Raw genomic sequence first — 21,694 nt, 5'->3', positions numbered from 1 at the left:
TCGCTCGATCTTCTTCATCACGGCGGGGTAATCTCGCTCGTTCAGAAAAGTCCGACCAATGTGAAAGCCGGGACGAGGTTCTATGATCAGTCGCAGCAACGGTTTTCTGTCAGTTACAGAGCGCGAGGCAGTGATTGATTTGCGCCATGCCATGCATCGTGAGCCCGAGCTCTCGAATGCTGAATGGAAGACGCAGGAGCGGATCCGACGAGTACTGCAGCATTTCGGACTTGACGGCGGCAAGGTCTTTCACAACACCGGCCTATATGTCGACATCGAAGGAACGGCCAGCGGCCCGACAAAATCGATTGCGGTTCGCGGAGACATTGATGCGCTCCCAATCCACGAGACGCGCGATGATTTGCCCTATCGCTCGCAGGTCAACGGCGTCATGCACGCTTGCGGCCACGACGTTCACAGCTCTATTGCGCTTGGAACCGCGCTCGCCTTCCATCGGCAACGCGACAATTTTGCCGGCAAGGTACGCATATTCTTCCAACCGGCGGAAGAGGCGGAGCCGCTTGGCGGCCGCACGGTCCAAGATGAGAAGCTATTGGACGGATTCGACGGGGCCATCGGTTTCCACGTTAGTCCGGAAATTCCCGCCGGCATGTTCGGCGCGCGCGAAGGTGCAGTGACGAAAGCAGCTGACGGATTTAGGCTTACGATTACGGGCAAGATGGCCCATGGCGCCGCGCCCCACAAGGGCGTCGATGCCATTGCGATCGCCGCTGCCTTCGTCAACGAAGTACAGAAAGTGATCTCGCGCGAAATGCCGGTCGACGACGGTGCGATCGTCACGATAGGCACGATCAACGGCGGTGAAGCGATGAACATTATCTGCCCATCAGTCGTTATGGAGGGGACGATCAGGACACGCAGCCCCGAGCGTCGCGCGCTGCTGTCGCAGCGCGTGCGCGAAGTAGCCGAAGGCGTTGCAGCGATGCACCGCGGCCAAGCCGAATGCCTGATCCGCACTGGCGAGCCACCTGTCATCAACGATGAAGAAATGGTCAAGCGCTTCCGGCGGATTGTCCAAGAGAGCGTCGGTCTCGACGCGTTCACCGAGAGAAAGAAGCAGGCAGATGGCAGTGACGATTTCGGTTTCTATGCCGCTTGTGTGCCGTCGATCTATTTCTGGTTCGGCAGCCGTACGCCGGGCAACGAGTCGCATGTGCATACGCCTACATTCGGAGCTTACGACGACATCATTATCCCTACAACTGAACTCACCGTAAGATACATCATCGATCTGCTGAATTCCTAAGAGCGGCCGTGACCGCCTAGCGCGCGCTCGGATGGCAATAGCCGTTGATATACGTCTCTGTGCCACATGGTGGAAAGCTCTTTCGCGAGGGCGTCGTCTCCTATGCTGAATCCCACGCTGAAGGATCAGGCGAACGGCTGATCACTTCGACCGTCCGAGGCCGCATTTCGGTGGCAGGCGCCGTCGTTTTGCAGAATTTATTCGTTCCTCAGCTATTGATTGCGATCTTTAGCCGCTGATACCGCTTACGGTTTCAGCAGTGGCGGGCGGCCAATTGAGCCGGGGGCAAGGGGCGGAATCGTTGTGCGCCGCGGTCCTGTGATCGACGAAAGACCGGCTCGACGCTGAGGGGGCCATCAGCCCACGCCGCGACCATGTATCTGCTTGAGTGCTACAGGGGGCCTCTGCATTTTCAGCGAGCTTTTGTCATTCTCTGTGCTGCAATTTTTTGGGATGGTTTCGCCGGCCGCCGCCGAAGACAAGGGCAAGTCGTCGTTGCTGCTTGGGGGGCACGTACCAAGACGCCCTGCGCGAGGCCATTTCAAGCCATTCAAGACAACCACCGGGATCAAGGTCGTTGAAGCGACTGGCCCTACGATGCTAAAATTGCGCGCGATGCTAATTAAGCGGGGTCCGAAGTGGGACTTGCAGAATCTGTTACCAGGAGACTATCTCCAGCCGTCGAGTGAAGGTCAGCTACAGCAGCTCGACTATACCGCGTGGATTCATCGGTTTTCGCGCATTTTCCAAAGGATGTTATTCAGACCTTCGGGGTCGGAACGTTCATGTAGGCGAAAGTGATTACATTCAACACGAAGAGATACACACATGCCAATGGACCAAAGAGCTGGGCCGACGTATGGGATGTAAAGAAATTCCCTGGGCTTCGCACTCTCGATGCGGTAACACAAATGTCTCTCCGATTAAGATGGCGCTCTCGCTGACGGCCTTGCTCCGGAAAAGCTCTACCCGCTCGACTTCAAGAGAGCGTTATGCAGCGCTCTCCCGCATAAAGCCGAACGTCGTAAAGTGGACGACAGCTGCAGCCATGCAATCGAAGCGCTCCAGCGAGGCGGTGATTGGCCCTGCCACCCTCGGGCGCATTCAGCTGGCAAAAGATCAGGGACTCCTGTCGATTACGTCTGGAACGAGGCAATGACTGATTTCAGTTATTGGGCCATCTTGAAAGGGACAAAGAACTTCAAGAATGCGCTCAAGTTCATCGAATTCGCCTCACGACCGGAGAGTCAGGCAGCCCTTGTGAAACTGCAAACGCTGGGTTCCTTGAACAGGAAGGCGTTCAATCTGATCCCTGAGAGCCGGGCAAAGCTGCTGCCGACCTATCCTGAAAACGAGGCTAAAACTATAGAGCTTAATCCTGCTTGGCGGGCAAAGAAAGATGCCTCTGGAAAGAGCAACCTGGAAATCAACAACGCGCTTTGGAACCCCTGGATTCTCCAGCAGTGAGCGACCTCTGGCAAAAGATGAAGTAGGCACAAGCCACGGTGAGAAGAGCTGGGAAGCGTGATGCGGCGCGACCTCACATAACCCAATCGTCGCCGGGCGCGACCGCGATTCGCTAGAGTTGCGTGACCGCACCGCGCAGCTCACCGTGCGCTTCGTCTCGCAGACGATCTCGGCCACCGGCGACAAGGCCGGCAACATCGTCGACGGCAGTGCCGACACGGTCGCCGGCTCAAAGGCGGCGACTGCAGCACCACCGAGCGCCGGGCCGATGTTGCTGTATCCGACAGAGATGAGCATCACCGCCGCCAGGATATCGTGCCACTTCAAAATGTCGCCAACCGAGACCTGCCAGGCAGGAACGCGACGACATGTCCTGCCAGGAATGCCAGTCCGAGGATAAGCCAAGGATCCACGAACCCGAGCGCCAGAAGAACCGTCAGCAGCTGCGCTCACAATCAGCATCGGCCAGTCAACATGACGCTGCGCCGGCTGAAGCTGTCAGCGATGGACTTACAAAATCCGTCCACCGCCTAAATCTCTGAATTGTAGACGTCTCTTCGCTGGCGCCTGGCGCACAAGACTTGCCGCCGGAATTCGAATCACGGCATCGGCTTTTTGCAGAATTTCTACAGTATTTCTTGATCTTTGCCGTCATGCAGTATTGGCTTGCCTACATTCTCGGGGTGTAGCTACCCACCTTATAAGGTTAGGGCGGCAGAGGCGTGCAGTCAAAACAAGCCGCCTCGATAAGGAATGCAACAAGTTATTGAGGAGGGATCCGTGAAGGACACCTTTACAGCAACACTCTCGCGCCGCACCTTCCTTGTCGGGGCCGCCGCACTTTCGGCGCCCGCAGTGATGAAGCCCTCGCGGGTCGCTGCAAAGTCTGACTCGGTTACCTTCACTGCTTATGGCGGTACGTATCAGGATCTCCTAGTCAGAAATGTTTTCAAGCCATTTACTGAAGAAACCGGAATTAAGGTCAACCTTATTCCTGGACCGGAGCTAGCGAAAATCCGGGCTCAACTGCTGACGGGGAACGTCGAGTGGGACGTTTTTTTGGACGCTGGCGCCGGGGTTGCTAGTGGGTCAAGGCAGGGCTTTTGGGAGCCGTTGGATCCTTCTTTATTCAACGTTGAAGACATGGTGGTTCCCCCAAAAAGGGACCGCGTCACATATAATTTCTATCCTGGCGGCATAGCTTGGGATCCGGCGAAATTCGGCCCCGGAAAACATCCAGAAAACTTTGCTGATTTTTTCGATCTGAATAAGTTTCCCGGAAAGCGCGTTTTGAGCAACAGGGCCAATAATGTGATGGAGGTGGCGCTTCTGGCAGATGGGGTGGCCCCGAAGGACGTTTATCCTCTTGATCTAGATCGGGCGTTCAAGGCGCTCGATCGGATCAAGCCGAGCATTGCCTCATGGACGAATGCTACGCCGCAGACAATTTCTCTCCTGCAAACGGGCGAGGCCGATTTCAGTTATGCATTTTCTAATCGCGTCAAAGCTACAACTGGCCCTGGGGGCGGAACGCCGTTGGCCTTCTCCTTTGAGCAAAACCTAATCTACCCCTCAGATCTCGCGGTGCTCAAGAACGCGCCAAACAAGGAGAACGGGATGAAGCTTGTTGCCTACTTCCTGCGTTCGGAAGTTCAGGCACGAGTGGAAAGTGAAGCAGGTACGATTCCGGTGTCCAAGAAAGCCATCCCGTTGCTATCGGATGACGCGCGCAAGTGGCAACCCGATATGAACAGGTCAAACAATCTCATAAGCAACAGCGAATATTGGGCAGATAACTACGAGGCGGTGACGAGTCGTTTCAAGGAGTGGATCAAGAGCTAATCCGTTTGTCGTCTGTTTTAACGGGCCGTCGCCCGATATTTATTGCTCGAACACAATGGTTGTGTCCATGAGCCCTATTGGCACCCTGCTTGGCAGCCCTGCACGCGGGCGGTATTTGACTGCTCACCACGCTTGCGCGTCTGCTATGCAGGGGTCTATGGACCAGCTATACCTTCGGCTTAGTGACAACCAGTAAGACAGCTCTAGCCCTTATACTCTGCTGCACCCGCTAGCCTCCTGCGTGCCAGCGAAGCCTCTTAGGAACGCATATCTCGCCCCGGGCAAGCCTGGACGCGCACTATTTCCTAAAGGCTTTGCAGGCGAAAATGGATTGGCGCATTACGAAAATCCATGAGCGAGTTGGAGGTTCTGCGGCGCGACGGTCGGAGCAGTCGCGACCGCTCGAGTGCTCTCACCTGTGCTGCGTCGATGATCCAATCGCATTGAGGCAGACATCGGGAGCATCGATTTCACGAAGCAAGAAATTGGGTCTCGGGCAGAAGGAACGCTGGATTTCGGCGAGATATCTCATCTTTTTGCAAAAACAGATTTAGCAATTGTCTACTCGATGCTCTCTAGCTAACGGAAGTCCAACGACGGGGTTACACGCGCTGCCCTTCAGTCTGCCCAGCCGCGGAATGCGGGAGAATTAGCGAGACGGCTCTTTCCAAATTCAAGAGCTGGCCGCGATACGATGGCCCACAAAATGCAATATCCTCATAAGGAGAGCACATGACACGCGAACGCGTTCTGATCACGGGCGGTGCAGCAGGAATCGGCCATGCAACGGCAGAGCGCTGTAGAGCCGAGGGATACGAGGTCGTCGTTATCGATCGCCTAGGTGGCGACATCGTCGCGGACCTGTCCGATCCAGGATCAGCATCCGCGGCGCTCGGGCAAGCGCTAAAGGACGGGCCGATAACCCGTCTTGTGAACAATGTTGGTGTCGTCAGGCCAAATTCTGTGGAAGAGCAGAGTTTGGCCGATCTCGATGCCGTAGTATCGCTCAACCTCAGGTGCGCTCTACAATGCCTGCAAGCTGTTCTACCCGGCATGAAGGCCGCCCGTTTTGGGCGTATTGTGAACATGTCCTCGCGCGCTGCACTAGGAAAGGAATCGCGTTCTGCGTATGCCGCGACAAAAGCTGGACTGATCGCGATGGCGAAGGTCTGGGCGCTTGAACTAGGTGCCTTTGGCATCACGACCAACGCCGTCGGCCCCGGCCCGATCCAGACCGAACTTTTTGACCGGGCAAACCCAGCGGGAAGTCCGCCTACGAAAGCCATCCTCGACGCAATTCCGGTCCGACGCATCGGCACGGCTGCCGATGTTGCCAACGCGGTGACATTTTTTCTTGATCAACGAAGCGGCTTTGTCACGGGGCAGGTCCTCTACGTTTGCGGAGGAATGACAGTCGGGGCCGCCGGTAGCTGAAATCGCATTAGGCGCAACAGGTAGTTCGCCCGCCATTGCACTCACCTGAGCTGCCGGGTCTAAGATCACGCTGTTGCTCGGTGCTCGCACGGCGAGGCGATCACCTGTGCTGCTGATCAGCGGAAGTGTCCGGCGGTCAAGCCGGCAAAGCACTCGGAATCTCCAGCGCGCGGAGTGCAGATGATACCAACGAAACGTTGGAGAGCATCGCGCGTCGGAGCGAGGACATGGTCAAGCATCGCGAAATTCCCGTATCCAACGGGGAGTTCAAAAGGCCCGAGGATCGAACCTGTGAATTGAGCCGAAGTACCGATCTTCGTGTGCGGAGAGCATTTGCGCCAGCACCATCGGAGCTTCCTGCATGCTGCCTGAGAAGAAGGCATACTTGAGCGACGCGCATGGACTTGTGGCCTCTGTGGTTTTGAGTCTCGATTATGCCTTCCCGGTCTCAGCGGCGGTCGTGGCTGGATGCGAGCTACAGTTGCCCATGCCGCGTTTGCAATGACCGGGCTTCACTACGCTTCCGGCGCGATTAGGCGGCTCATCCTTCGAGCGCACGGACCCGAACGGGCGCTCCAGCATGCGGCGGATTCTCACGGGATGAGGGGCAATGTGGAAAGCCATTGCTTGCTGTTCTAGCGCGCCCTCAAATTGGGCCGAGCGGTTGCGCTGGCGCAAATAATCGAGCCATGTCGGGCAACGATAACCCTCCGTCCATAGCTCAGGATCGGCAATGTCGCGGGCGATTGACCAGCCATAGGCACCGTTGCGCTGACGTGATAGCTGCACGTCCTGCATCATGTTGTGAAAGGCTCGCGCATTCTCCGGCGCAACCCGGTATTCAATCTCCACCAGAACCGGCCCGCTGCGCGCGGTAAGAGGGAGCCGCACCTCGGGAACCGCCAATAGCTCGCTGTCCTCGTCAGGTGTGTTCGTGCGGGGCACTGGCATCCAGAATCCAAACAGCGCCGAAAGCACCATGAGTGCGGAGGAGACAAGCAGTGCAATCTCAACGCCAGCGGCATCGGTGAGCCGACCCCAAGCCCAACTACCGATAGCTACGCCGCCCGATGTCGATGCCTGATAGGCTGCAAGCGATCGACCCACGACCCAGCGTGGCGCGGAGAGCTGTACGCCGATACTGAACGACGTAAATGCGATTATCCATGTCGCGCCGGCCAGGACGAGTGCGATAGCGGTTAGAAACGGCTCGCGGCTCAGCGCTACGGCGGCGATCGCGCCGCTCATCGAGAGCGAACACGCTCGTATTGCGGCCTCGGCACTCATCCGCTTGCGCATCTCGCCCATACTCAGTGCCCCAACAACGGCACCAAAACCAAAGGCTCCAAGCATGATTCCATAGGTCTGCGCGCCACCATGAAGGAGGTCGCGAGACACCAGCGGCATCAGAGCTGGGATCGAACCAGCGATGACGCTAGTTATCATCGCGCGAGTCAGCACGACCTTGATTGAAGGGGAATTGGCAATGTAACGCAGGCCCGAGACAATGGCGCGGGTTAGCTGTTCGCGTGGGAACTTCGACGGCTCCACGACGCGCTTCCAAAAGAATAGCGCGATTATGAGCGGCAGATATAGCAGCGCGTTCAGTGCAAAGGCCGCGACCGCGCCCCCGGTCGAAACCACAATGCCGCCGATGGCGGGCCCGAAGATGCGTGCGATGTTGTAGCTGATGCCATCGAGTGCAACTGCTGCCGGCAAGGCGTCTGCCGGAACTCGTTCACTCATAGAGGATTGCCACGCCGGATTCATCAGTGCCATGCCACTGCCCACCACAAAGCACAACACAAGCAGAAGGTCAGGTGTGATCAGGCCGATAAGATCAAGCACCGTAAGCGCGGTGGCGCCGCAAAGTGCAATCGAGAGCGCAATGAGGATCACGACACGGCGGTCATGCATGTCGGCAATTGCCCCAGCCGGCATCGACACTAGCATCACGGGGAGCATCAAGGCCGTCGTGACGAGCGCGACCCTGTCGGCCGATGACGTCATCTCTGTCATAGCCCACGCCGCACCAACAAACTGGATCAGGATCCCCAGATAGGCGAGCAGGCTGGCCAGCCAAATGCGTCGAAACGCTGGAAACCGCAAAGGAGCGGCGATGCCGTCAGTGCTGAGCTCCTGCGGCGTAGCTGGATCGGTCATGTTAGACCCTACCTCGTCCACTTCGTTTGATGCTCGGCCGGACTAGTTGTGCATCACAAGCTCAACTCACACCAAATAGGCAAGGACGTTTTACATTTGCTCCGCTTTTGGCAACTTGCGTGAGAAAGCCTCGTGAGGCCCGCCAATATCATCCGTTCTCCCTGCATCATCCGTTCTCCCTGCGAATTGGTACTTGCCACCTCGCCTGCAACTTTCTCAACGGCTCTATAAAAGTGAGCGCCAAGCAGCTCCAGCCTTGCTATCCCGATTCCGGGTGGTACCCGAGGGTATCCAGCGGCACGGCGAAGCTCGCGGTGGTCAGTCACAGCATGTCCCGATCGGCAGGGTTTCGTCAGTGACATTGCTGCTCTGAGCCGTGAACGCTGCATGGACGTCAAGATTGCCTAGCGGGTCCATTTCGCCAATGAAGCTCTTGGGTCGACCCCCCACGTTATCCCCTCAACGAGGACAACTGCTGCAATGACGCTTGGAACACCGAAAGAACGCTCCTGAATCGAGTGGAGACCGCAACAGAAGGTAGAGAGCGATGGCGCGGATTTTTTGCGTTTTGGGCGAGTGAGCGATGAAATAAGGCGCGAAGGCATCGATCTCGGGGGCGAGACGCCGCATGAACTCTCGGACGTTTGAGTGCGAGGTCTCACTAACTGGTGAGTTCGGCTTCGAAACCTCAAGCGTGTGCGTAAATGCGAGCGCCTTAGCTGTCAGTTCGCTGTACACATCAGCCGCTGCGGCCCATGACGATCGTACGATACAGCGGTGATTGACTATGGACAAGCTCACTGTCTGGTCATCGAGCGCCCTCTCAATGGCGTTATCGCTGCCACAAACTGGCACGCCTGCGGCGCGTATTCATCCACGCCAAAAGAACGGGGCCTGCGGCGTGACGAACCCGAGCCCCGCCGCTGGCCCATCATCGACGATCCACTGGCAGTTGTTATTTCAAGTCGAGGAGGTTGAACGTCAAGGTCGCCTTCGGCCACAGCTTCGTCTCTCGCTGCGGTTTCTGCTCGGCCCCGTCGGACAGACTCAATTGCGCTCACGCAAGCTCACGCGCTTGGCGCGCCGAATTTGGCCGAATAGCGGATCCAATGCGTCAGCATCGACGACAAATTCGAGATCGATGCGCAACTGCTTATCAGCGCATGAGAAGCAACCGCAAGTACATGAGCAGGCGCGATGTCTACATTCTCTGGCTTGCGCCGCAGGTTGGCGCGAGCCGCGACGCTACGGTCATCGACAATGGCGCGTTCAGTTGCAGCTCAACCAATTCGGTCCTTCTCCGAAGGCGGCTCGCGTTGCGGCCGGCCCCCAACCGACCAACTTGAAACTCTGAACATGTTGGAGCCGTCGTTCCGCCACCATCACCAAGGGGCGCGTTCTGGACCAGCAAGGCGCTTTTTGGCAACTATGCTACGGCCGTCGGTGCGCCCGTTTACAAGCCCTTGCGCCGGGTTTCGTTGGCAAGAACCTGAGGCGCTCGAAATCGGACGGTCTCAGCCACGTGCCGTGCAGGCTCGGATGGTAGCTTACCAAAAAGCGCCGCCGCCGCAAACCAAGCGGACCAGCAGAAGTTAGGCGAATAAGGGCTGCTAAGAGCAGAATTTCGGCGGAATGAGGCCCTACATCAGAGGGACGCGGCTTTCAACTCTGGCTAAATTTACCCTTAGGGGACGACTTCTGGCCCGAACGATTGCTTGATGGGTGTGGCCGGAAAAGGGGGGGTGATGAGATCGGCAACTGAGCGGCTCTCGACTGGTCGCCCCATCCGACCAATTGGCTCGAGCTCTTGGACGCTAGGGGGCTTCGCGAGTTGCGGCCGATGGGCGTTCGCAGCAGTCTACCCATCGAAACGGCGCCGCTGGCGGGCGGCGTAGCCGATACTTCTAACTTGCCTCTTCTCGCTGCGGGTCGCTTCGTTACGCGTTCGCCCGATCGCGTCGCTTCAGCGCTGAGAATTCGTGTCAACTTGAATAAAGCGGAGACGATCATGAAGACACCTAGATCAACGGTCTCGCGCCGCTTCTTGCTTGCGGGAGCTGTCGGCGTACTCGCTGCGCCAATGGTGCTGAAGCCCTCGCGTTCCGCCGCCAAGTCTGATTTGGTCACTTTGGCGTTGCAGGCTTATGGCGGAAGCTATCAAGCGACCCTCGAGAAACAGGTGTTGAAGCCCTTCGCTCAAGAAACCGGAATAAAAGTCAATCTGGTCCCCGTACCAGACCTGTCGAAAGTCAAGGCTCAGCTGCTTACCGGCAACGTCGAATGGGATCTTTATGAAGGCGAAGGCGCGCAAGCCGCTTTCGGATCCAAGCAAGGATTTTGGGAAAAGCTGGATCCTTCTTTGTTTGACGTCAATGATATGTCTGTCGCGCCAAGGGGCGACAGCGTCTCTTGGGAGATGTATGCCGGTGGCATAGCGTGGGATCCGGAAAAATACGGCGCCGGAAAGCATCCGGCGAACTTTGCCGAATTCTTCGACCTGAAGAAGTTTCCGGGGCGTCGCGTCCTTCGCAAAGCTCCTTCAGATGTAATGGAGCTCGCGCTTCTCGCCGACGGTGTCGCGCCGAAGGATATCTATCCTCTTGATCTGGATCGGGCATTTAAGGCGCTGGACCGGCTTAAGCCAAGCGTTGCCTCGTGGGTGGAAGCGACAGCTCAAACAATCAGCCTTCTGCAGACGGGCGAGGTCGATTTCAGCTACACCTACCCCAACCGGGTCAAAGCCAACAACGAGCCGGGCGGCGGAAAGCCATTAGCCTTTTCTTTTGAGCAAAACCTATTGTTTACTGCAGATCTCGCAGTACTCAAAGGCGCGCCGAACAAAGAAGGCGCGATGAAACTTATCGGCTACTGCCAGCGCCCGGAAGTTCAGTCGCGGTTTCAGAATGAGGCCGGTCTCATTCCGGTGTCCAAGAAAGCCGTGCCGATGTTGTCGGCCGAGGTTCGTAAATGGCAGCCAGATCCTAGCAAACCTAGCCACCTCGTGAGCAATAGCTCTTATTGGGCGGATCACTACGAGGCGGTCTCGCGTCGTTTCAACGAGTGGATCCTGGGCTGAAATGCACTTCTGAACTGAACGGGCCCGTCTGGCCCGTCCCAAATACGCCATCACATACTGTCTCTGATCGAACCATCTGGGCTCATGAATCGGATTAGCATCATCCGCGCGCAGGCAATCTTCATGTCGCCGGCCGTCTTGGCCGCGACCTTGTTGATATTGCCTCCTCTTTTGTACGTCTTCTACACTAGCGTCTACGGACCGGCGTTGTCGTTGGCTGCTTACGGCCAGGTGCTGACAAGCAAGTTGTTCAGGCAAACGCTGACCACGACGCTCGTAGTGGCGGGATTGTCGTCCCTGCTGAGCTTACTTCTGGGCTTCGTTGTCGCACTCCACCTTGCTCGTCAACCCGCTCGGCGTAGAGCCTTTTTGACGGTGCTTGTGCTCCTGCCTTTTTGGACCAGTGTTCTGGTGAAATGCTTTGCATTTACGGTTATCTTGGGCCGTGAGGGGATCATCAACAGTATGCTTAGCTGGATCTTCGGTATTAAGATCCAACTGCCGCTCGTGCTCAACATGGTCGGCCTTCTTGTCGGTATGACCAATTTTCTCATTCCGCTCGTCGTCCTGCCCGTTCTCGCCAGCTTGCTCGCCATCGACAGCGCAATTTACCGCGCCGCCGCTATCATGGGCGCCAAACCCGCCCGTATATTCTGGACGGTGACACTCCCAATGAGTCTACCCGGTCTACTGGCCGGTCTGCTGAGCATCTTCGTGATGTCTCTAGGTGCGTTCATCGTCCCATCGCTGCTCGGCGGGCCACAAGATCAAATGCTGTCGAGCCTCGTCGCCTTCTACAACCGAGAGGTATTGGATTGGCAAAAAGCCTCGGCGATTAGCGTGGTGCTGCTCGGTATGGTTTTCATCTTCGCCGCTCCTCTGGCGCTTTGGCGCCGGCGTAAGCTGAAGGCGTGAGGTATAGGGACTGCTCATGTCAGATAACATTCACGACCCGCATTCACGTCGTTACCATGCCATGGGGACCGCGCTGGCGGTGGTTATCTATCTGTTTCTCTTGGCGCCCATAGTAGTAACGATCCCAATGGCATTCGGGCCGACGAATGCGCTGACTTTTCCGCCGGCAAGCTACTCACTCGACTTGTTCAAGATCTTCTTCAGTTCACCGGATTGGCTAAACCCGCTGTGGGAGAGCATCAAGGTGGCGTTGGGAGCGACGGCGCTGGCGATGCTTGCCGGTGCGCCTGCAGGATACTGGATCGCGCGCCACGAATTCGTCGGGAAGGGGCTCATTACCGCATTGATCATGAGCCCGCTTGTCATCCCAACGATTGTTGGGGCCCTCGGACTCTATCTCTACTTTTCGTATCTTCGCATCGGCGGGACAACGCTGTCGCTCGTTCTAGGGCACATCATAGTCACCTTGCCTTACGTCGTGCTCATGATCATGGCAGGCGTACACAAACTGGACCGCAACCTCGAATTCGGCGCGGAACTGATGGGCGCCGGACCAATACGAATGTTCTTTACGGTCGTCATTCCGCAACTAGTTCCGTCGCTCTTGAGCGCTGGTTTCTTCGCCTTCCTAATATCCTTCGATGAGGTTGTTATCTCCTGGTTCCTGGCCAGCAGCAACACGGTGACCCTGCCAGTGAAGATGTTCAGCGCTCTCGAATGGGAAGTCTCGCCCGTGATCGCAGCCGTATCCACTTTGTTGACGACAGTTTCGCTGCTCGCCTGCATCGTTGCGATCGCATTCAAGAAAGCGACTCCGGTCGACGCTTGATCCATCGCGGCAATGATCAGATTGAATACAAGGACGCGATTCCGCATGATACCTCAGGCTAGCAGAGAAGAAACCATTGAACATATCAGGCCAGATGACCAACGCGGCGGTCTACACGGAGGCCCAATATCTGCGCCTCGCCCATACACTGCCTGTGAAGGAGTGAGCCGGATGCGGGACGAGACCGTTCTTGGCCGTGATACCGCGCACGCGATCGCCCTGACGGGCATTTCGAAGATGTACGGTCTCGTGACGGCGCTGCATCCGACTGATCTCAGCGTGGACAAGGGTGAATTCCTGACCCTGCTTGGTCCATCAGGCTCAGGCAAGACCACGTTGCTCAACCTGATCGCGGGCGCGATCGGACCAACGACGGGCACCATCTTCTTGGATGGGCGTGATATCACCCAGATGCCTCCGCGGGACCGTGGGATCGGGATGGTATTCCAGAATTACGCCTTGATGCCTCACATGACGGTATTTGATAATGTGGCGTATCCGTTGCGGGCGCGCCGCCAACCTGCCAGTACGATCCGCGCCAAGGTGACGGAGGCGCTTGAGCGTGTTGGTTTGCGCGGCTTTGAAGATCGAAAGCCGCGCCAATTGTCCGGCGGTCAGCAGCAGCGCGTCGGCATTGCCCGTTGTATCGTCTATTCGCCGGCCATCATTATGATGGACGAGCCGTTGGGCGCATTGGACAAGAATTTGCGCGAGCAGCTGCAGAGTGAAATCAAGCGCCTTCATAAGGAGCTTGGAACAACGATTATCTACGTGACCCACGATCAGGAAGAGGCGCTCAACATGTCGGACCGTATCTGTCTGATGAGCGCGGGCCAGATCACGCAGCTCGGCACCCCGGATGAATTGTACTTCCAACCGCGCAACCGCTTCGTGGCAGAGTTCATAGGGGAATCGAATCTGATCAGCGGACGAACGAATGGCAATGGTCAATTGATGATTGCCGGCAATCGATCTATTCCTGTTCCAGCCGGCGGGTGGACGGATGGCGCGGAGCTCCTGGTCATGGTTCGCCCAGAGAGAGTGCAAATCTGTGACATGGATGAGCCCGTGAAAGAAGGCAGCAACGTCCTGAGCGGCGAGATCGGAACGACTTCTTTCGTCGGTGGTATGACCCGCGTGACGGTCCAGACCGAGAACGGCCTGAACATGACAGCTAGGATGGTGTCGGGGCGCGCGGAGTCGAGGCCGCAAGCTGGAGCTCGAGTGCGAGTTTGCTGGTCTTCATCCGACATGGTGGTGCTCGAGACGTGACGCTGCTTCCGAACCCGCGTCAATATCCGTTGCCTAGCCAGGCTCGTGTTGCCCAGAAATGAAAATGGGTCGTCCTTTGCTCAGCCGCATCGCCGGTCTTGCGACCGCACTTACCGGCTGGTGACGCGACATCTGAGATCCGGTCGCGGCGCAACCAGGCCAGGCGCGATGGTGCACAGTTTTGCGACTTGATCGTCCGTTGCGGATTGCCCCGACTTCCATCGTTGTAAACGTGCTCTGCCCATAGGCACTGTGCCCCTTGAAGTTGCTATAGAGTGGGAGGAGGCCCGATGTTCGACCTGGATGGAGTCCTTGTAGTTGTGACGGGTGGCGGACGCGGAATCGGGGCAGAGATTGCTTCCGCGTTCGCGTCATGCCGTGCCAAGGTCGTGGTAGCGGACCGGGATGAGGAGGCGGCGCGAGACGTTTCAAATCGCATAGGGGTTAATGGTGGTCATGCCTGGGGCGAGCGGCTCGACGTTGCCGATCGAACCGATATCGCGGAGTTCGCCGCTCGGGTTTACTCGCGTTATGGAATGGTGTCGGTTCTGATCAATAACGCCGGCGTTTTTGAGTTTGGACCTATCGATGGTGAACGGTCATCCGAAAACTGGGATCGACTGATGGGTGTCAATCTAACCGGTGCTTTCGAGCTGACCAAGGCCTTTCTGGAGCCGCTCAAGGCTTGCAAGGGATGTGTGGTCAATGTGTCTTCCGTCGTCGCTTTCACGAGTAGCTTCGGTCATGTCGGCTACACCACTTCGAAAGGTGGCATGCGGTCCCTGACTCAGGCAATGTGTCGCGAGTTGGCGCCTTTCGGTATACGGGTTAACGCGGTCGCACCCGGTTTTATCGATACACCGATGGGGCCCAAAAGCGATCCTGCCATGGCCCAGTGGATCGGTTGGCATTGTCCCCTCGGACGCTACGGCTTCCCAGGAGAGATAGCCTGGCCGGTCGTCTTTCTTGCGTCGTCAGCCGCAAGCTATGTTAGTGGGGTGACCCTGCCGGTCGACGGTGGGTATCTCACGGTATGAACATGGCTCGGCAAGTAAGAGTGATCATACTCTGTGCATGAACGTTGGTGGTGTGTTGCCACGCGGCATAGTTGTCTCCAAGCGATTCACGCTGCTGCCGCAGGTACCCTCGGATCAAGTCACGGTCGCATCGTGGGTTTGATTTCATCCTCGTCTGAGTTGTTTTAGCAACTAACAATAGCAGCCTCCGACGATCCTACGCGCCTTGCGCCGAAATCATCCTAATGGAGGATGTGAGATGAAGGGCCTCGGTTGACTTGGCTTACGAGCCGAACCTACTGGTCGCTCGATCGAAAGCGTCAGCCGGCGTGGATGCTCTCCCGAATGCAATTGTGACAAACGTTCATCCAGCTGATTATCCTTGATGGTCAGTCGATGATTGAGACGGAGGTAATCTGTCCAGGTTGGCGTGCGGAACGTTTCTATCCAATGAGAAGGTTCTTGAACGTCGCGCTGGAGATTCCAATGCCGAGCTCCGGCTCGGCTCTGTGACATTCGCCGTTCGGGCATGAGATCCAGGAAAGCCTCGACATTTTTCGCCGAGATCCAATATTCAATTCTCGCAACAATGGGGCCGCTTCTCGGCTTCAGATCGAGAGCAAGCTTCGGCCCGTTGAACCCATTATCTGATGGATAGAGCTCCAAATCTTGAGCTTCCCCGATAGGCAACACGAGACTGGCCGCGGCAGCCAGGAGAAGAGCTCCAGCCGAGCCCTCCAGCGCCAGGGAGAGCGATTGGTTCTCTGCCACGACACCCCAGAGCCAGCTGCCGGCCGCGATGCCCCCATACGTCGAAGCGTAATAGATTGAGAGGCTGCGACCAACAACCCACTGTGGACTAGCCAATTGCACGTTGGTGCCAAACCAGGACCAAGCTGTTACCCAGCCAGCGCCGCCCATGCCGAGTGCGACTGCGGCTGCTGCAACCGACTGGGTCAGAGCAAGGGATGCGGAACATGCAGCGCACGCGACACAGGCCGCAGCAATCAAGCGACCCTGAGATAGCACCCGTCTGAAGAAGCCGTTCCAGGAACCTGCCAGGAACGCTCCGGTCCCAAAGCCGGCCATTAAAACTCCATAAGCGAATGGACCCCCTCCCAATTGATCGCGAACGACGAGAGGCAGCAGCGCGAGAATGGCGATGCTTGCCAGACCGAAGAGCGTCCCCTGTGCCATAACGGCCCGAATCTCCGAAGACATCATCGCAAACCGCATGCCGTCATAAATTGCTGTGGTTATCGGCTCGCGCGGGAGAGGCGAGGAGCGAACCTTCCATTTGCAACGAGCTATGGCCGCAAGCGGCGCTGCGTTGCCTACCGTTGCTAGCGCGACCGCAATCAGGGGGGCAAATGAAGCAACAACTATGCCGCCGAGTGCTGGGCCGATGGCGCGAATGGTGTTAAATCCGGCCGATATGAGCATCACCGCCGCTGGAATGTCGCGCCGATCCACCATATCGCCGACCGAAGCCTGCCACGCGGGACCATTGAATGCGACGCCGCATCCTGCCAGGAAGCTGAGACCTAGGATACTCCACGGATCTACGAAGCCTGTTGCCAGAAGAACCGTCAACATCGCCGATGAGGTCGCGATCAAACAGCGGCCAGCCAACATGACTCTGCGCCTGCTGAAATTGTCGGCGATGGCCCCGGCAAAGATCGATAGAAGGAACGCGGGCAGAGTTGATGACGCCTGTACAAGTGCGACCATCAGATCTGAAGTCGAGATCGTCGCCATCAGCCAACTGACGGCAACGGTCTGCATCAGCGAGCCGACACTGGATATCTGGGTTGCTAACCAAACCGAACGAAAAATCGGATTCCGAAGTGGCGCTAGACCGGATGGCGAGCCTGGATCCGCAGCCAATGCGCGTCGCATGCTACTTCTCCCAAACTACCCAGCTCCACCTTTCGATTTCTCGCATCCTTGTCTTCATCTAGTCTCTACCTATCCAGCCCGGCCAAAAGCCGCGCCACGATGACAACGGCGGCCGCCCAACACTATCGGCTCCGAGCGCACAAAAACGCGAAAAGAAGCGATTTCTCGTTGGTTTTGGGCCGGCAACCGCATTCGATGTCGCTCGCGCTAAAATGGTATGTCATTTTTGTGGGTGGTTGGCCCTCTAGAGAACAGGTGTCCCGCGCTGCCATCGCATACTGCTGGATAGCGAACATTGGTCTGACTATCACCAGACACTCGTCAGGATCTGCGGAGAGCGCGTCCAGATCAACTATGCGCTATTCCGAAACGAGGTTATGTGCGATCTCCGGCCAATAAAATCCTATCTTCGCGTGAGAAACATTGGGCAATGGGCTAACAGATCACACTGTCGGGCGATCAGAAGCTGGCGTGACGTCCTCGTTCGCACGTTGCTCGACGACGCAAGCGGGCCTCGCAAAACTCGCGGTTTATCGGCTTACAGTAGGAACGCGAGACGTTCTACAAACTGGAGTGATCAAGGCACAATCACCATGCTTTCTTCGCCTAACGGGAGACTCGCAAGAACCCCGGAGGTGCCGGAATCGTCAAAGTGAGGCCCTGTTTGGCGCTTCGTCGTCTTCGACGCGGCAAGATAGATGTTCGCATTGCGGATGCTTTCGCGAACACCGGCATTCGTGGAACAGGCGAGCGAGGCGGTCGCTGATCAGCTCAAGCGCGCCAATTTCGGCGCGCCCGGCCAGTGACCTTGAGGATGCCATGTTTAGCTAGCCTCGTGTGCGCTTGCACCGCATACAGTGGAAGGCCCTAAAGATGTCACGCCTTGCGACCAGCAGCGCTGCAGCTGATGGTAACGCGCCGCTTCCATTGCAAGGAGCGCGCGTGCGTAACTTGATCGCCCGCTGCGGAAGGCCAGCACTGAAATTCGCCTCGACGATATCGAGCGCGCGCCGTGCCGGAGTGGGCCGCTACATACGCCTTGCGGGACGCATGCGGCGGATCGCCACGATCAGGACGCCCCAACGTGGATTTGGTTTGAGGAGAGCGCACCTTCATGCACCAGCAGGCCGATACCGCCGCCCGCGAAAGCATCTGCATCGCTGTCCAGAAACGAGAGCGAAACACCATCCGCTATGAAGCTGATCGTGTGGCCCTTTGCGCTGACACGCATAGAAATCGGTTTTCCGAATTCGACTTGAAAGGCCTTTGTGCAAGTATCTTGGTCTCCTCGTCGCGGACTCGGACAATTTGCATTTGTCCCTCGCGGGTTACGCGCGCTCCGTAGTAGCGCCGCAGTCCCTGAACGCGAACGGCGAAGCCGCCGTAATTGCCAAGATGTAGCATGATCTCGCCGGAGGCCTGATAATCGGTCCACTGGCGTGTACCGTGGATGATGATTCCTTCGCCACGATCCTGCGAGATGCGGAACGCCGACCATTTGAAACGCTTGGAGAAGAAGCTTGCGCCGTTCACCCAAGCCAAGTGCCAGAAATCGCAATCGGCCCCCGGCCGGCGCAACGTCTGACCAGGGCGGACCGTCCCAGCGCAGATAGTCGATAAGCAGCGTACCGTCCGGGCATACTGAACGCCATCTCCTCAAACAGGGCCAGCCATAAAAGGTATCGTGAAATGGACTGAGAATTTGTTCAAGCCTGCCCGATCGCGTCAGGAAGCCGGAAAAGACCCAATGTCGTTTCTTGGGCAAGCTCGGAAAGCTCTCCAAGCACTCTCTCATCCTTCCGTCGGGCTGTGACTAGTCCGTCTACGCCCGCTGCGACGGCTTCTTTGGCAATGGCAAAATCATCAACTAGAGCGAGCGCGCTAAACCCCTGATCAACGGCTGCGTGCAGCAACTCGATTTCCGCCTTCACTCCACATCCGAACTCCTCGAGGCTTGCTCGCATTTCGCCGTCGATTGCAGTGATGCTCGGGAAGTTGACGATGCCGCGGCAGCCCGCAATTTTCAGCGCCTTCAGGATGTCCTGATGGCGGCGGAATGGATCATGCGCAAGCACCCCCGCAAAGATTTGTCTCTGGGAAGTAATTCCATTCCTTAACCCAGCGAGCAGGAGGCCGTTGCTGTCGTGGATCGGAAGCAGCGCGATACTTTCGAAGACACCACCGTCCAAGCCCTCACAACAAGGACAGTAGATCGTAACGGATCCCCGCTGCTCGCCAGAGCACGTCGCCAGATCTGTCACGATGTTGATTGGTGGAGGAGAAATGGGCTGCACCTTCTGCCTGTGCGTATCTGCCCAATTTTACCCCAGTGGTTGTCGACACAATGATGCAAATAGAAGCCGCCAAGAGCAGGACTTCGGCGATCGCCGGCCTGAGATTGATGAGAATCGGCTTTGAGCCCTGCTTACACTTATTCAAAACAAAAAGTGTGGGGCGCGTGGGCAGAAGCATTTGCTCGAGCACGAGCCCAGCAGCGGCTGCGCTGAAGGAGGTGCAGCGCCTCAACTCCCTCTAAGTCTCGTCTCACTGGTGCACCGCCTCGGCACGGCTTCGCTTGCCGGGAGCGTGGTACCGAGAATTGGACCAAGTGGACTTGAAATTCTAAACAGGGGAAACGTCGATGCATAAACCCGTACAAACCTCTCACGCCGCTCATTCCTTGTGGGTACGGCCGGCGCAATTGCTGCACCCCTTGTGGTGAGGCCGTCGAGTGCAGCCGCTAAGTCCGGCTCAGTCACTTTCATCGGCTATGGCGGATCGTACCAGGATATCCTGATCAAAAGCGTGTTCGATCCGTTCACTGCTAAAACGGGGATAGGAGTCAACGTCGTACCTGCACCGAATATGGCAAAGATCAAGGCGCAACTGCTCACGGGCAATATCGAAGGGGACATTTTTCTAGACGCCGGTGCCGGAGTGGCTCACGGTTCAAAGGAGGGGTTTTGCGAGCATCTCGACCCCTCTTTGTTCGACGTCCAAGACATGGTCATCCCGCCGTACGTCGACAGAGTAACATACGATTTCTCTCCTGCAGGAATAGCATGGGATCCGGCGAAATTCGCCGCTGGAAAGCATCTAAGACCTGAAGAAATTCCCGGGGCGTCGCGCTATGAGCAACAAGGCGAGGGGTGTGATGGAGGCCGCGCTTCTCGCCGATGGTATGGCCCCGAAGGACATGTACCCCTTCAATCTGGCTCGTGCGTTTAAGGCGCTCGACCGCATAAAGCCGGGTGTTGCGTCATGGGCGGCAGCCTCTCCGCAGTTCATTATCCTTCTGCAGACGGGTGAAAGCGATTTCAGACAGCATCTAATCGCGTCAAGGCGACAACGGAGGCGGGCGGCGGCAAGCCTCTCGCCTTTATCCTTTGATCAAACCAAAATATTTTCCTCAGATCTCGCGGTGATCAAGGGCGCGCCGAACAAGGAGAACGCGATGAAACTTATCGCCTACTTCTTCCGCCCGGAGGTTCAGGTGCGGCTGGAGAGCCAGGCCGGTCTCATTCCCGCGTCCAAGAAAGCCGCGGCTATGTTGCCGGCTGAGTCTCGCAAGTGGCAACCAGATTTGAGCAGCCCCGACCATCTGATAAACGACAGCGCTTACTGGGCAGACAACTTCGAGGCAGTGACGAATCGTTTCAAGGAATGGATTCAGAGCTGAGCGCTCTTTGGGACAGGCTGTTCCGGCCTGTCCCAAAAACGCCACTCCGCTAACATTTGGAAAAGGGCCCGCGGACTCGATTTGAAGCGCCTCACGCCTATCAGATTGAGCCACCTCTTGCGCGTCTTGAATGCAGCGTCTGCAGATCAGGCTTACTCGGAACTCCCTGGGGACTGAGCCGATCGATCGACCGCTCGATATCGCCAGTTTAGCCGCGTGGCGGTCGTAATCCTCGGTGAACGGCCGAGATTGACGTTCTGACATTCGACACTTCTTGGGCTCTCTAAGCCTATTACAGGGGTCCACTCATTCGGAGGAGGTCCAGTAGCTCTCGAAGTGACTTGGTTCATCGGGGAGACGGGACGGCGAATGGAGGACCCGATAAAGCGGAGGATGATACGACCCCTTCAGGCAATGTTGCGCCAAGCGATGCAAAACGATATGTTCTTGATTTGCGGCACCGCGGTGCGGACAGCGTTTAGGTTCTGTACCTATAACCATTGAGCGTGTGCGTTTGTCGTGATTCAAGGTCCCAGGAGGACCTTGAACATGGCCCGGTACGATGTTTCGGAGACCGAGTGGCGTTTGATCGCACCGCTGCTGCCCAACAAACCACGGGGCGTGGCACGGGTGGATGACCGACGCATCATCAATGCGATCTTTTATGTTTTGAGGACGGGCTCGCCCTGGCGCGATCTGCCCAGTCGCTACGGGCCTTATACGACCGCCTATAATCGTAACCGGCATGAGGCCCCCACCTCGCCATCGCGAGGTTCGCCTGCGATACAGCCTGGCATGAGCTGATCGGTGGAGGTGAAGCGATGGCAAATGCCAT

At 57.2% G+C, this 21,694-nt stretch carries 14 protein-coding genes and 3 pseudogenes; 12 read left to right on the top strand and 5 right to left on the bottom strand.

Translation table 11 applies throughout. From position 1 onward, the window contains the following. Positions 1-82: 82 nt before the first annotated feature. From IVA81_RS27315 to IVA81_RS27305, 3 genes and pseudogenes are all read left to right on the top strand, one after another. A complete protein-coding gene (locus tag IVA81_RS27315) occupies positions 83-1,267 on the top strand; it encodes a M20 family metallopeptidase (protein ID WP_247323746.1) in 1,185 nt (394 codons plus the stop codon). A 1,155-nt stretch (positions 1,268-2,422) separates the two neighbouring features. After that, positions 2,423-2,734, top strand: a complete 312-nt coding sequence (locus IVA81_RS27310) for a hypothetical protein (RefSeq protein WP_247323769.1) — start codon at positions 2,423-2,425, stop codon at positions 2,732-2,734. 115 nt (positions 2,735-2,849) lie between these two features. After that, positions 2,850-2,960: pseudogene (locus tag IVA81_RS27305) on the top strand (calcium-binding protein); the annotation flags it as partial. 35 nt (positions 2,961-2,995) lie between these two features. Here the strand turns inward: IVA81_RS27305 and IVA81_RS27300 are convergent. Beyond that, positions 2,996-3,196, bottom strand: a pseudogene (locus tag IVA81_RS27300) (hypothetical protein); the annotation flags it as partial. Between the two features lie 318 nt (positions 3,197-3,514). On the opposite strand from IVA81_RS27300, the gene IVA81_RS27295 reads away from it, so the two are divergent. Both IVA81_RS27295 and IVA81_RS27290 read left to right on the top strand, forming a co-directional pair. After that, on the top strand, positions 3,515-4,576 hold the full coding sequence (locus IVA81_RS27295; protein WP_247323743.1) for an ABC transporter substrate-binding protein: 1,062 nt from the start codon (positions 3,515-3,517) through the stop codon (positions 4,574-4,576). Between the two features lie 732 nt (positions 4,577-5,308). After that, positions 5,309-6,010 (top strand): SDR family oxidoreductase, encoded by a 702-nt coding sequence (locus tag IVA81_RS27290; protein ID WP_247323742.1) that lies wholly within the window; start codon positions 5,309-5,311, stop codon positions 6,008-6,010. Positions 6,011-6,442: 432 nt separating this feature from the next. On the opposite strand, the gene IVA81_RS27285 is transcribed toward IVA81_RS27290, so the two are convergent. Continuing rightward, a complete protein-coding gene (locus IVA81_RS27285) occupies positions 6,443-8,173 on the bottom strand; it encodes an MFS transporter (protein ID WP_247323739.1) in 1,731 nt (576 codons plus the stop codon). A gap of 1,840 nt (positions 8,174-10,013) precedes the next feature. Here IVA81_RS27285 and IVA81_RS27280 point away from each other — a divergent pair. The 5 genes from IVA81_RS27280 to IVA81_RS27260 all read left to right on the top strand — a co-directional run bounded on the left by IVA81_RS27280 (position 10,014) and on the right by IVA81_RS27260 (position 15,302). Continuing rightward, on the top strand, positions 10,014-11,249 hold the full coding sequence (locus tag IVA81_RS27280; RefSeq protein WP_247323737.1) for an ABC transporter substrate-binding protein: 1,236 nt from the start codon (positions 10,014-10,016) through the stop codon (positions 11,247-11,249). A gap of 123 nt (positions 11,250-11,372) precedes the next feature. Next, the gene (locus tag IVA81_RS27275; protein WP_247323736.1) at positions 11,373-12,164 is read left to right on the top strand and encodes an ABC transporter permease; all 792 of its coding nucleotides are present in this window, start codon (positions 11,373-11,375) and stop codon (positions 12,162-12,164) included. A 16-nt stretch (positions 12,165-12,180) separates the two neighbouring features. Next, the gene (locus tag IVA81_RS27270; RefSeq protein ID WP_247323734.1) at positions 12,181-12,993 is read left to right on the top strand and encodes an ABC transporter permease; all 813 of its coding nucleotides are present in this window, start codon (positions 12,181-12,183) and stop codon (positions 12,991-12,993) included. A gap of 171 nt (positions 12,994-13,164) precedes the next feature. Further along, entirely contained in the window at positions 13,165-14,265 is a 1,101-nt protein-coding gene (locus IVA81_RS27265) for an ABC transporter ATP-binding protein (RefSeq protein WP_247323733.1), read from the top strand. A gap of 290 nt (positions 14,266-14,555) precedes the next feature. Continuing rightward, positions 14,556-15,302, top strand: coding sequence for an SDR family oxidoreductase (locus IVA81_RS27260; RefSeq protein WP_247323732.1), 747 nt, complete (start codon positions 14,556-14,558; stop codon positions 15,300-15,302). 216 nt (positions 15,303-15,518) lie between these two features. On the opposite strand, the gene IVA81_RS27255 is transcribed toward IVA81_RS27260, so the two are convergent. The 3 genes from IVA81_RS27255 to IVA81_RS27245 form a co-directional block, all read right to left on the bottom strand. Further along, on the bottom strand, positions 15,519-17,180 hold the full coding sequence (locus IVA81_RS27255; RefSeq protein ID WP_247323731.1) for an MFS transporter: 1,662 nt from the start codon (positions 17,178-17,180) through the stop codon (positions 15,519-15,521). Positions 17,181-18,371: 1,191 nt separating this feature from the next. Then, positions 18,372-18,722 carry a hypothetical protein gene (locus IVA81_RS27250; protein ID WP_247323729.1) on the bottom strand — a complete coding sequence of 117 codons (351 nt, stop codon included), beginning with the start codon at positions 18,720-18,722 and terminating at the stop codon, positions 18,372-18,374. 164 nt (positions 18,723-18,886) lie between these two features. After that, positions 18,887-19,369 (bottom strand): phosphoenolpyruvate hydrolase family protein, encoded by a 483-nt coding sequence (locus tag IVA81_RS27245; protein ID WP_247323728.1) that lies wholly within the window; start codon positions 19,367-19,369, stop codon positions 18,887-18,889. A 914-nt stretch (positions 19,370-20,283) separates the two neighbouring features. Here IVA81_RS27245 and IVA81_RS27240 point away from each other — a divergent pair. Both IVA81_RS27240 and IVA81_RS27235 read left to right on the top strand, forming a co-directional pair. After that, entirely contained in the window at positions 20,284-20,859 is a 576-nt protein-coding gene (locus tag IVA81_RS27240; RefSeq protein WP_256469398.1) for an extracellular solute-binding protein, read from the top strand. Positions 20,860-21,408: 549 nt separating this feature from the next. Further along, positions 21,409-21,597 (top strand): annotated as a pseudogene (locus IVA81_RS27235) (transposase); the annotation flags it as partial. Positions 21,598-21,694: the final 97 nt, after the last annotated feature.

Source organism: Bradyrhizobium sp. 141 (genome assembly GCF_023074055.1).
Lineage (GTDB): Bacteria > Pseudomonadota > Alphaproteobacteria > Rhizobiales > Xanthobacteraceae > Bradyrhizobium.
The sequence above is the reverse complement of the archived record's forward strand: the minus strand, read 5'-3'. Positions and strand labels throughout refer to the sequence as shown.

Excerpts from the sequence above, each read along its gene's own strand:
- IVA81_RS27280 (WP_247323737.1), top strand. The coding sequence starts at position 10,014 with ATGGGCGTTCGCAGCAGTCTACCCATCGAAACGGCGCCGCTGGCGGGC.
- IVA81_RS27315 (WP_247323746.1), top strand. The coding sequence starts at position 83 with ATGATCAGTCGCAGCAACGGTTTTCTGTCAGTTACAGAGCGCGAGGCA.
- IVA81_RS27310 (WP_247323769.1), top strand. The coding sequence starts at position 2,423 with ATGACTGATTTCAGTTATTGGGCCATCTTGAAAGGGACAAAGAACTTC.
- IVA81_RS27290 (WP_247323742.1), top strand. The coding sequence starts at position 5,309 with ATGACACGCGAACGCGTTCTGATCACGGGCGGTGCAGCAGGAATCGGC.
- IVA81_RS27265 (WP_247323733.1), top strand. The coding sequence starts at position 13,165 with ATGCGGGACGAGACCGTTCTTGGCCGTGATACCGCGCACGCGATCGCC.
- IVA81_RS27275 (WP_247323736.1), top strand. The coding sequence starts at position 11,373 with ATGTCGCCGGCCGTCTTGGCCGCGACCTTGTTGATATTGCCTCCTCTT.
- IVA81_RS27270 (WP_247323734.1), top strand. The coding sequence starts at position 12,181 with ATGTCAGATAACATTCACGACCCGCATTCACGTCGTTACCATGCCATG.
- IVA81_RS27285 (WP_247323739.1), bottom strand. The coding sequence starts at position 8,173 with ATGACCGATCCAGCTACGCCGCAGGAGCTCAGCACTGACGGCATCGCC.
- IVA81_RS27255 (WP_247323731.1), bottom strand. The coding sequence starts at position 17,180 with ATGCGACGCGCATTGGCTGCGGATCCAGGCTCGCCATCCGGTCTAGCG.
- IVA81_RS27260 (WP_247323732.1), top strand. The coding sequence starts at position 14,556 with ATGTTCGACCTGGATGGAGTCCTTGTAGTTGTGACGGGTGGCGGACGC.